General features: G+C 42.6%; 11 protein-coding genes and 1 other annotated feature. All 11 genes read right to left on the reverse strand.

Annotated features, from left to right (window positions below; genetic code table 11):
* Positions 1 to 7 precede the first annotated feature (7 nt).
* The gene (gene rpoB, locus PGQ33_RS05335) at positions 8 to 3,877 is read right to left on the reverse strand and encodes a DNA-directed RNA polymerase subunit beta (RefSeq protein ID WP_117557414.1); all 3,870 of its coding nucleotides are present in this window, start codon (positions 3,875 to 3,877) and stop codon (positions 8 to 10) included.
* A gap of 347 nt (positions 3,878 to 4,224) precedes the next feature.
* Positions 4,225 to 4,599, reverse strand: coding sequence for a 50S ribosomal protein L7/L12 (gene rplL / locus PGQ33_RS05340; protein ID WP_022220337.1), 375 nt, complete (start codon positions 4,597 to 4,599; stop codon positions 4,225 to 4,227).
* A gap of 81 nt (positions 4,600 to 4,680) precedes the next feature.
* Positions 4,681 to 5,205 (reverse strand): 50S ribosomal protein L10, encoded by a 525-nt coding sequence (gene rplJ, locus PGQ33_RS05345; protein ID WP_022220338.1) that lies wholly within the window; start codon positions 5,203 to 5,205, stop codon positions 4,681 to 4,683.
* A gap of 75 nt (positions 5,206 to 5,280) precedes the next feature.
* Positions 5,281 to 5,417: a sequence feature (ribosomal protein L10 leader region), on the reverse strand.
* A 66-nt stretch (positions 5,418 to 5,483) separates the two neighbouring features.
* The gene (locus tag PGQ33_RS05350; RefSeq protein ID WP_008373488.1) at positions 5,484 to 6,428 is read right to left on the reverse strand and encodes an L-lactate dehydrogenase; all 945 of its coding nucleotides are present in this window, start codon (positions 6,426 to 6,428) and stop codon (positions 5,484 to 5,486) included.
* A gap of 213 nt (positions 6,429 to 6,641) precedes the next feature.
* The gene (gene rplA, locus PGQ33_RS05355) at positions 6,642 to 7,334 is read right to left on the reverse strand and encodes a 50S ribosomal protein L1 (protein WP_008373486.1); all 693 of its coding nucleotides are present in this window, start codon (positions 7,332 to 7,334) and stop codon (positions 6,642 to 6,644) included.
* 84 nt (positions 7,335 to 7,418) lie between these two features.
* Positions 7,419 to 7,847, reverse strand: a complete 429-nt coding sequence (gene rplK / locus PGQ33_RS05360) for a 50S ribosomal protein L11 (RefSeq protein ID WP_055247516.1) — start codon at positions 7,845 to 7,847, stop codon at positions 7,419 to 7,421.
* A gap of 70 nt (positions 7,848 to 7,917) precedes the next feature.
* The gene (gene nusG, locus PGQ33_RS05365) at positions 7,918 to 8,433 is read right to left on the reverse strand and encodes a transcription termination/antitermination protein NusG (protein WP_008373482.1); all 516 of its coding nucleotides are present in this window, start codon (positions 8,431 to 8,433) and stop codon (positions 7,918 to 7,920) included.
* A gap of 36 nt (positions 8,434 to 8,469) precedes the next feature.
* Positions 8,470 to 8,682 carry a preprotein translocase subunit SecE gene (gene secE, locus PGQ33_RS05370; protein WP_008373480.1) on the reverse strand — a complete coding sequence of 71 codons (213 nt, stop codon included), beginning with the start codon at positions 8,680 to 8,682 and terminating at the stop codon, positions 8,470 to 8,472.
* Between the two features lie 22 nt (positions 8,683 to 8,704).
* On the reverse strand, positions 8,705 to 8,854 hold the full coding sequence (gene rpmG, locus PGQ33_RS05375) for a 50S ribosomal protein L33 (RefSeq protein WP_081445272.1): 150 nt from the start codon (positions 8,852 to 8,854) through the stop codon (positions 8,705 to 8,707).
* 300 nt (positions 8,855 to 9,154) lie between these two features.
* The gene (locus tag PGQ33_RS05380) at positions 9,155 to 10,405 is read right to left on the reverse strand and encodes a threonine/serine ThrE exporter family protein (protein ID WP_270205388.1); all 1,251 of its coding nucleotides are present in this window, start codon (positions 10,403 to 10,405) and stop codon (positions 9,155 to 9,157) included.
* Between the two features lie 141 nt (positions 10,406 to 10,546).
* Positions 10,547 to 11,455, reverse strand: coding sequence for an AraC family transcriptional regulator (locus tag PGQ33_RS05385; RefSeq protein ID WP_270205389.1), 909 nt, complete (start codon positions 11,453 to 11,455; stop codon positions 10,547 to 10,549).
* Between the last annotated feature and the right edge of the window lie 6 nt (positions 11,456 to 11,461).

Consider the following 11,461-nt stretch of genomic DNA (forward strand, 5'->3'; position numbering starts at 1 on the left):
CATCCTCCTATTCTAAATCCATGTCGTCATCAAAATCATCGTTCATATCGCCATCAAAATCGTCGAAGCTGTCATCTTCCTCCGGCTCATCATTTACATCAACCAGTTCTCCTTCTGAGAATTCCTGCTTGCTGTATCCGTGTTTACCATAATCTTCATCGTTATTGTAGCGTCTGTCTCCTTCAATAATGTGATTCAGGTTTGTATCACCGTAATCTACACTTTCCATGATCTGAACTTCTTCATTGTTCTCATCCAAGACACGTACATCCAGACCGAGTGACTGAAGTTCTTTAAGAAGTACCTTGAAGGATTCCGGAATTCCCGGTTCAGGAATATTTTCACCTTTGATGATTGCTTCGTATGTCTTCACACGGCCAACCACATCATCGGATTTAACTGTCAGGATTTCCTGCAGAGTATAAGATGCACCGTAAGCTTCTAGTGCCCAAACCTCCATCTCTCCGAAACGCTGTCCACCGAACTGTGCTTTACCACCAAGTGGCTGCTGTGTTACCAGTGAGTAAGGACCGGTTGAACGTGCATGGATCTTATCATCAACCAGGTGATGCAGTTTCAGATAATGCATGTGTCCGATTGTTACCGGGCTGTCGAAATATTCTCCGGTACGACCGTCTCTCAGTCTTACTTTACCGTCTCTTGAAAGCGGAACGCCTTTCCACAGTGCTCTGTGGTCTCTGTTCTCATACAGATAATCCATAACTTCCGGAAGAAGTTCTTCTTTATGTCTTGCTTCAAATTCTTCCCAGGACAGGTTAACATAATCGTTCGCCAGATCCAGGGTATCCATAATATCAACCTCGTTTGCACCATCGAATACTGGTGTTGCAATGTTGAATCCAAGTGCTTTGGCAGCCAGAGAAAGGTGGATCTCCAGTACCTGTCCGATATTCATACGTGACGGTACACCCAGTGGGTTCAGCACGATGTCAAGCGGACGTCCGTTCGGAAGGAACGGCATATCTTCTACAGGAAGTACACGGGAAACAACACCCTTGTTACCATGACGTCCGGCCATCTTATCACCTACAGAGATCTTTCTCTTCTGTGCGATGTAGATACGGACTGCCTGATTAACTCCCGGTGAAAGTTCATCCCCATTTTCTCTTGTAAATACTTTTGCATCTACAACGATACCGTATTCACCATGAGGTACTTTCAGAGAAGTATCTCTTACTTCACGAGCTTTTTCTCCAAAAATTGCACGAAGAAGTCTTTCCTCTGCTGTCAGTTCTGTCTCTCCCTTCGGAGTAACTTTGCCGACAAGAATATCTCCTGCACGAACCTCAGCACCGATACGGATAATACCTCTCTCATCCAGATCTTTCAGTGCATCATCTCCTACGCCAGGAATATCGCGTGTGATTTCTTCTGGTCCGAGCTTTGTATCACGGGCTTCTGCTTCATATTCTTCGATATGAACAGATGTATAAACATCATTCTGTACAAGACGTTCACTAAGAAGTACAGCATCCTCGTAGTTGTAACCTTCCCAGGTCATAAATCCGATCAACGGGTTCTTACCAAGCGCCATCTCACCATTGGAGGTAGAAGGTCCGTCTGCGATTACCTGTCCCTTTTCAACTCTTTCACCTTTAACAACGATCGGTCTCTGGTTATAGCAGTTGCTCTGGTTGCTTCGCAGGAATTTGGTCAGCTTATAAGTCTTTTTTGTCTTGTCATCCTGTTTGATTGTGATTTCGGTAGATGTTGATCTTTCAACAATACCACCTTCTTCTGCAACGACACATACACCTGAGTCGACAGCAGATTTTACTTCCATACCTGTTCCGACTACCGGTGCTTCTGTAGTAAGAAGCGGTACGGCCTGACGCTGCATGTTGGACCCCATCAGCGCACGGTTCGCATCATCGTTCTGCAGGAACGGAATCAGTGCTGTAGCAACAGAGAATACCATCTTCGGAGATACGTCCATGTAATCAAACATTCTTTTCTCGTATTCCTGAGTCTCATCACGGAAACGACCAGATACATTCTTATGAATGAAATGTCCTTCCTCATCCAGAGGCTCATTCGCCTGTGCTACATGATAATTATCTTCTTCATCCGCAGTCATATATACTACCTCTTCGGTTACGACCGGATTCTGCGGATCTGTTTTGTCAATCTTACGGTACGGTGCTTCTATAAATCCGTACTCATTGATTCTTGCATAACATGCGAGAGAGTTGATCAGACCGATGTTCGGTCCTTCAGGTGTCTCGATCGGACACATTCTTCCGTAATGTGAGTAGTGAACGTCACGAACCTCGAATCCGGCACGGTCACGGGAAAGTCCACCAGGACCAAGTGCGGAAAGACGTCTCTTGTGAGTCAGCTCACCAAGCGGGTTATTCTGATCCATGAACTGTGACAGCTGTGATGATCCGAAGAACTCTTTAACAGCAGCAGTTACAGGCTTGATATTGATCAGTGACTGTGGAGAAATGCCCTCCAGATCCTGTGTTGTCATTCTTTCACGAACAACTCTTTCCAGTCTTGAAAGACCGATTCTGTACTGATTCTGGAGAAGTTCTCCAACCGCACGGATACGTCTGTTACCCAAGTGGTCAATATCATCATCTTTACCGATTCCATATTCAAGATGCATATTGTAATTGATAGACGCCATAATGTCTTCTTTTGTAATATGCTTCGGAATCAGTTCATGAATATTCTTATGAATTGCTTCTTTCAGCTCATCGATATCTCCGGCCGTCTCTTCCAGGAGTTCAGCAAGTACCGGATAGTATACCAGTTCAGTTACGCCAACTTCTTCCGGATCGATTCCACATACAGCTTTGAGATCTACCATCATATTAGAAAGTACTTTGATATTACGGTCACTTTCTTCTCTTGCGATCCACACATATGGAACAGCTGCATTCTGGATGGCATCTGCAAGTTCTCTGTCAACGACAGCTCCTGCTTCTGCAATTACTTCACCTGTCATCGGGCTTACTACGTCTTCAGCCAGCGTATGTCCTGTGATACGGTTCTTGAGCATAAGCTTCTTATTAAATTTATAACGTCCAACCTTTGCAAGGTCATAACGTCTCGGGTCAAAGAACATGCTGGTGATCAGACTTTCTGCACTGTCTACAGCAAGTGGTTCACCCGGACGGATCTTCTTATATAATTCGAGAAGACCTTCCTGATAGTTCTCTGAAGTATCCTTTGTGAAACTTGCGAGAATCTTTGGCTCTTCACCAAAAAGATCGATAATCTCAGCATTCGTTCCAATACCAAGTGCACGGATCAGGACTGTGATCGGCACCTTACGGGTTCTGTCCACACGGACATAGAAAACGTCATTGGAGTCCGTCTCATATTCAAGCCATGCACCCCTGTTCGGGATAACGGTGCAAGAGTATAATTCTTTACCAAGTTTATCATGCGCAATTCCATAATAAATACCAGGTGAACGCACCAGCTGGCTGACAATAACACGTTCCGCACCATTGATTACAAAGGTACCGGTTCTTGTCATAATCGGTAAATCACCCATAAAGATCTCATGTTCATTGATCTCATCTGTCTCTTTGTTGTGAAGTCTTACCTTCACTTTAAGCGGTGCAGCATAAGTAGCATCGCGTTCTTTACATTCCTCGATTGTGTACTTGGTTTCATCTGTGCACAATGTAAAGTCGACAAATTCCAGGCTCAGATGTCCGCTGTAATCGGTAATCGGAGAAATATCATCAAATACTTCTTTTAATCCTTCATCCAGGAACCATTTGTAAGAGTCGGTCTGAACTTCGATCAAATTAGGCATTTGGAGTACTTCTTTTTGCCGGGAATAGCTCATGCGCATACTTTTTCCGTTTGTGATGGGACGAATTCTGTTTTTCTCCATTTGACGTTTCACTCCTTATATGATAAATTTTCGGGTTATTTCCGCCTTATTCAGGGCGCACTTATGGCATACGTTTCCACAATAGCGCATTTTTTACTTTACCACAGGTTTTTCCCGATTGTCAAGTCTAACTTTTCAAAGAATTGTATTTTTATTGTATTTTATAATGTAAGTGGCAAAATTTACTTTCGGTCCCTTTGATACCAGATTGCTACGTGCTTTGCACTCTCGCAATCCTCATCATCATTGTATGCATACCGCAGAAAAGTATAAAAAATCAAAAGAGCGTATCACTGCAGGAAATCCTGCGCGATACGCTCTTGTCATTCACAGTGTGATAACCAAAATTACTTAAGGTTAACTTCTGCTCCTTCAGCTTCAAGTTTTGTTTTGATTTCTTCAGCTTCAGCTTTAGAAACGCCTTCTTTAACTACCTTCGGTGCTCCGTCAACTAATTCTTTAGCTTCTTTAAGTCCAAGTCCTGTGATTTCACGAACAACTTTGATAACTTTAACTTTAGATGCTCCAGCAGAAACAAGTTCTACGTCGAACTCATCTTTTTCTTCTGCTGCTGCTCCACCTTCTGCAGCTGCTGCTACTACAACACCTGCTGCTGCGGATACACCAAATTCTTCTTCACATGCTTTAACTAAGTCATTTAATTCAAGTACAGATAATTCTTTGATAGCTTCAATAAATTCTGCTGTTGTTAATTTTGCCATTTTATTTTCCTCCATTTGATTTTAATGATTGGCTCTTTCGCCTCTTACTGTTCCCACACTCGGATGGGATTCCGGTACAGCTTACTCTGCTGCCGGTGCTTCTGCTTCAGCTTCTGCCGGAGCATCACCCTGTTCTGCGATCTGATTAAGAACACGAGCAAGGTTTGTAATAGGTGACTGTAAGCTTCCAAGTAATTTGGACAGCAGTACTTCTCTTGACGGAATCTTAGAAAGTTCCTGAATACCAGCTGCGTCATATACTGAGCCTTCAACTACACCTGCTTTTACTTCAAGAGCTTCTGCTTTCTTAGCGAAATTGCAGATGATTCTTGCCGGTGCTGTTGCATCTTCTTTAGAAATTGCAATAGCGTTCGGTCCTTCCAGATATTCGTCAAGCTGTGCGAAATCTGTTCCTTCAAAAGCTCTCTTCATCATTGTGTTCTTGCAAACTTTGTAGATAACACCTGCTTCTCTCAGCTGTTTACGAAGTTCAGTATCCTGAGCTACTGTAAGTCCACAGTAGTTAACGATAACTGCTGACTGAGCATCTGTGAGATCTTCAACGATTGCCTGTACGATAGGTTGTTTTAATTCAACTTTTGCCACGAATGGTGCACCTCCTTGTAGTATTTTCAACTGCCAGAAAGTCTCGGTCCCAGCGGGGACTTTCATATCACGCAATCATGCGCTAAAAAACCTCCGCGCCAAAGCACAGAGGTTTACAAATTCAAATCTAATGAATCTTGTCTTCCTCGGTAGGCGTTTTGACCCTTATGCCTTACGGCACCTACTGTCTTCGGCAGTTACTTCGTAAATATAGCATACGTTTACCAGAAAGTCAAGTGTATTTTTTCAATTTTTTCAATTTCATCCAGTTTCTTCTATTATAAGTCCAAACCATCCAGAACTTCCTTCAATTCTTTTGCAGATGAAAGCAATTTTTCTTTTTCTTCATCGCTCAGTGGAATCTCAAGAACTTTTTCTGCACCTTTCTGCGAAACTATGGTCGGAACACTGATACAGAGTCCTTCCAGTCCGTATTCTCCCTCCATCAGACTCGTGACAGGAAGAACCGCATTTTCATTCATAACAATGCTTTCTGCAATTCTCGCAACCGCCATTGCCACACCATAATAGGTTGCACCCTTTTTCTGGATAATATCATAAGCACTGTCCCGCACGGTCTTATAAATTCTTTCCATAGATTCCTGATGCTGATAATGTCCGCGAAGTTCACAGAAATCATTGATTGGAATTCCCGCTACATTTGCCCCGCTCCATACAGCAAGCTCACTGTCTCCATGCTCTCCGATGATATTGGCATGTACGCTCCGGCTCGCAACCTGAAGATGTTCACTTAACAGATAGCGGAATCTTGCAGTATCCAGAACGGTTCCGCTTCCGAATACTCTTTCCTTCGGATATCCGGAAATCTTAAGTGCCGCATAAGTCAGAATATCCACTGGATTTGCTACAACAAGCAGGATTCCTTCAAATCCGCGTTTTGTGATTTCCGGAATAATCGATTTGAAAATTGCTACATTTTTGTGTACCAGATCCAGTCTTGTCTCTCCCGGTTTTTGATTTGCCCCAGCTGTAATGATGATTAGTGAACAATCACTGATATCATCATAAGATCCCGCATATATTTTCATCGGGTGCGCATATGGTCTACCGTGGCTTATGTCCATTGCCTCCCCTTCTGCTTTTTCTTTATTCGCATCGATCAGTACCAGTTCGGAAAAGATCCCTTTCTGAAGTAAGCTGAACGCAGAGGACGCTCCTACAAACCCACATCCGATAATTGCTGCCTTTTGAATATTAACCATGACAAAGTGCCTCCTTTTAATTGCTTGATATTTTTTTCACAGGCATAGGTTATCATTATTTTCCCCGATTTTCAATGTTTTCATGCATTGTTCGTCAAAAAATGCACAATGTATACAGAATACTGTTTGTTAGATTTCATGTTGCACAAAAAGACACCGTAACGGATCACTCCGCATACGGTGTCTCTATTATTTACATTTATTCAATACTGATTAAGCAAGCTTCATTGGGTTGATTTTTACACCAGGTCCCATTGTAGAAGTAAGTGTCACACTCTTAAGATACTGACCCTTTACTGCTGCCGGTTTAGCTTTGTTAATCGCATCGATAAGCGTCTGGAAGTTGTCAGCAAGCTGTTCTTCAGTGAAAGAAGCTTTTCCTACCGGTACATGGATGATATTTGTCTTGTCCAATCTGTACTCAATCTTACCAGCTTTGATTTCGTTGATAGCTTTTGTAACGTCCATTGTTACTGTACCAGCCTTCGGGTTTGGCATTAAACCTTTTGGTCCAAGTACACGTCCGAGACGTCCAACAACACCCATCATATCCGGTGTAGCTACAACTACATCGAATTCGAACCAGTTTTCATTCTGGATCTTCGGAATGAGTTCATCTCCACCTACGTAATCTGCTCCGGCAGCTTTAGCTTCTTCAGCTTTAGCGTCCTTAGCAAATACAAGGATACGAACCTTTTTACCAGTTCCGTGTGGAAGAACTACAGCGCCACGGATCTGCTGATCTGCATGACGTCCGTCACATCCTGTTCTGATATGAGCTTCGATTGTTTCGTCAAATTTAGCTGTCGCGCTCTTCTTAACAAGTGCGATTGCTTCATCTCTATCATAGAGAGTTGCTCTGTCGATTAACTTTGCAGCTTCTACGTATTTCTTTCCTCTTTTCATTCTAAATACCTCCTAGTGGTGATTACGGGAATTCCCTCCCACGTATTTTTTCAGTTTCCTTACATTCTGCTTATGCAGTCTGAATTAGTCCTCTACTACAGTTACACCCATGCTGCGGCATGTTCCTTCGATCATGCTCATAGCTGATTCTACGGATGCAGCGTTCAGGTCTGGCATCTTGAGTTCTGCGATTTCCTTTACCTGAGCTTTTGTAATCTTAGCAACTTTTGTCTTGTTCGGAACACCTGAACCAGATTTAAGGTTGCAGGCTTTCTTAATAAGAACTGCTGCCGGAGGAGTCTTTGTAACGAAGCTGAAACTTCTGTCACTGTAAACTGTAATTACTACAGGAATGATCAGATCTCCCTGATCAGCTGTCTTTGCGTTGAACTGTTTTGTAAATTCAACGATATTTACACCGTGCTGTCCAAGAGCAGGACCAACCGGTGGAGCCGGAGTAGCCTTTCCAGCTGGAATCTGTAATTTGATATAACCTGAAACTTTTTTTGCCATTTTAAAGTACCTCCTTGTGGTATTTGCGGGGATTTCCCTCCCACGTGTTCATTATGCACTGCGCATAAAGTTACATTTTTTTGACTTCTGCGAAACTGATTTCTACCGGCGTTTCGCGGCCGAATAAATCAACATTGATCGTCAGGCTCTGTTTAGCCATATTGATAGTCTGAATCATGCCGACTGTTCCTTCCCAGGCTCCGCCTGTTACTGTCACAGTATCTCCTTCTTCAAAATCTACCACGATGTCTTCTTTCTGGATACCAAGTGGTGCCATCTCTTCATCTGTAAGCGGAACCGGTTTGGATCCAGGACCTACAAATCCTGTAACACCTCTTGTGTTTCGTACCACATACCAGGTATCATCGTTCATGATCATGTGGATCAGAACATATCCCGGAAACATCTTTTTCTGAGACGCTTTCTGTACGCCGTTCTTCAATTCGACAACTTCCTGCATCGGAACACGGACCTCAAGGATCTCATCTTCCAGATGACGGTTCTCGATCGTTTTGTCAATGTTGGCTTTTACCTTGTTCTCATACCCTGAATAGGTATGCACAACATACCATTTTGCTTCTGCCATAAACTCACCTTTCCTGCATTACCATTTATCAGTATCTTATCTAACTAATAAATCTACCCCGAATTTTACCAGGATATCACAGATCGTGATAATCGCTCCTAAGATAACGGAAACAACTACGACCGCAGCTGTCTGTTTGGTAAGTGTGGTTTTGTCTGGCCAGATAATCTTATTAAACTCAGCTTTCAGACCTTTGAAGAAAGGAGTTTTCTTCTCTTTTGTCTTCGCTTTGTCTTTAGATTCGCCCATAACATTCACTTCCCTTCAACGACTATTTCGTCTCTTTGTGTAATGTGTGTGATTTGCAGAATCTACAGTATTTCTTTGTTTCCATGCGTTCCGGATGAGACTTCTTATCCTTTGTCATGTTGTAGTTACGATGCTTGCATTCTGTACATTCCAGTGTAATTCTTGTACGCACAACTTCCACCTCGCTTTTTATGTTCTAATTTTTAGTTGCATGACAGCTTGCGAGGCTGTCGTGAAAGCTTCACGCCTGAAACTTTCTTTGTTAAAAATAGGCATAAAAAAAAGACCTATACTTCCATTCGCTAGGTTAGTGTACCATACCGAAAGTATAAAGTCAAGAAATTAAATAATTTTTTACGAAAGCCTTCGGACTGTCCAGGTGCATCCGGAATCTGCTCTCATCCAGGCATATTCCCGGCACACAGGCTAAAATTTCAGCCGCAGAATGAAATCCGCGGCTGAAACTTTTTATTTATCTGTCACTTTTTCCAATGTGATATTCTACCTTCATACCACGCATGATAGTTCTTGATGCAATATCTACAAAGTTAAATCCAAATGCAATTGCAACGCAGGTTGCAAAAAGTGTGATCGTTTGTTCCAGGAGCATATGCATATTCCCGCTTACGCATGCGTACATTACATAGTACAGATTCGGTCCAGGAATCAGAGGGAATACAGACGCTGTCAGGAAAATTGTTGATGGTGCTTTATTTATCCGCGACATAATAAATGCATAGAATGCAACGAATGTCGCCGCAATTGTAGTTGCAAGGAAGTTACTTGGACGCGCCTCATAAACAAGTGCATAAATCAGCCATGTAAAAAATGCTCCGATTCCACAGTAAACCACCTGCATGCCCCGGATCTTAAACCACAGTGCAAATCCCACGCAGGCTGCGGTACAGGAAATCAGCTGTACGATCAGATTCGGGGTAAGGATAAATCCTTCCGCCTCTACACCGCCAAAAAGAATCATCGGTATCGCCGTACCAAATGCGATTCCGGAAGCACCAAGCATGGAATTCATGATATTGATCGTTCCGGAGATAAAGTCTTTCTGAAGCAGATCACGGATTCCGTTCGTCGTACTCAGTCCACTGATCAGGAGCATGACAATTCCGATCATGATCCGCTCCCCATGATCCGCAAATCCAAATTTAACAGATAACAGAATGATCATCTCTGCAATAAACGATAAGATCAGGTTATATGCCAGCAGGTTCTTCTCACGTTCGGCCAGCCAGTTCCCTGCTGCAACGATCACAATTGATACGATCACCGCAATGATCGCATCCCTTATATCACATCCAAAGAATACCGCGAATCCGGTACCACCTAAAATACCGGCCGCATAATGGGTGTACCACTTCTGTTCCGGTCTTCCCATCACCTCTTCAAACTGTCTACTCATTTCTTTTGCATCCGGCTTTTCTTTACAGACTTTACGGCACAGATTATTCAGATAATCCAGTTTGTCAAAGTCACATTCCCCTATTTCTACCAGTCGGATCTGTGTAATAATCTGCCCTTCCGGTGTCTCTGCCGTAATCTGGATATTGCTTGGTATAACAAAAATATCATACTTTACAAATCCATAACTTCTGCAAATACGGTACAGACTGTCCTGCAGACGAAAGTTCTCCGCTCCACATCTAATCATAGCTTCCCCAATGTCCAGGATCCCCTGTACAATTCTCTCGTAATCGTATTTCACATTCATTTTCCTTTTCCCAAAACCTCTCTCTTTTGTTCTTCTTACAAAGCCAGTTGTTCCGCCCTCCCGAACACTTCAGCCATACGAAGTAATGATATCATGATGTATCAAAAAGTCAACTAAATTCGGAGAATTTCTTCTAATATGTTATTTTTCTCCAGCCTTTTTCAGTCCTTCTTCTTCCCGGAATGCTCCTGGTGTCATCCCATACATTTTCTTAAATATTCTTACAAAATAACTTGTATTATCTATTCCCACATCTGCGGCAACCCGAATAACCGTATCATTCGTCTTACACAATAATTCTTTTGCCCTCTCCAGCCTGTAATCGATCAAATATTTCACCGGAGTCGTCCCTATTCCACGCTTAAAGCATCGAAGGGCTTCACTTTTACTAATGTTCGCTTCCGCTGCCAGCCTTTCCAAAGAAATTCGTTCTTTATAATGGTTTTCTATAAACTGCATCATCTCTCTGAGCCGCGACTGTAAAAGGAGATTCTTATTCCGGGACTCTCTCTGTACAATATTCGGAACTTCTTCAAACAATTCATCCCATAATCTGCTGATCTTGTTCTGTATAATCAGTTCTTTTCTAAGCATTTCCTTTCCGGCATCTTTGTATATCTCATCCAGCAGACTTAATATACCACTATTTTTTTCTTTTTCCAAAATCACATATTCTTTACCATATGTAATTACAGGACTAACATATTTTTGATAAATTGCACTTTCCCGCGCAGCAAGCAGCTCTGGAGCGTGCAGGATATTTGGCATAAGCGCACCACCCGGTGTTTCAAAGCGGTGGATCACTCTGCTGTTTATAAAAATCCCCTCCCCCGCTTCAAGGATAATCTTTTCATTTCCAATCCTGCAGATTACTTTTCCAGATTCAACCCATGCCCATTCAATCTCATTATGCCAGTGCCATTCAACATAACCCTGACCAATTTCATCGATATCATCCAGATAATATTCAAAAGGAAACTCCGGCGTTCCGTGTTCACGTATTTCCCTCAGTGTTTCATCTGTTATTATCTCTGTTATTTGCATTTTCATTATACC

The organism is Coprococcus sp. AM100_B19A (assembly GCF_027662015.1).
In the GTDB taxonomy this organism is placed as follows: Bacteria; Bacillota; Clostridia; order Lachnospirales; family Lachnospiraceae; genus Allocoprococcus; species Allocoprococcus comes.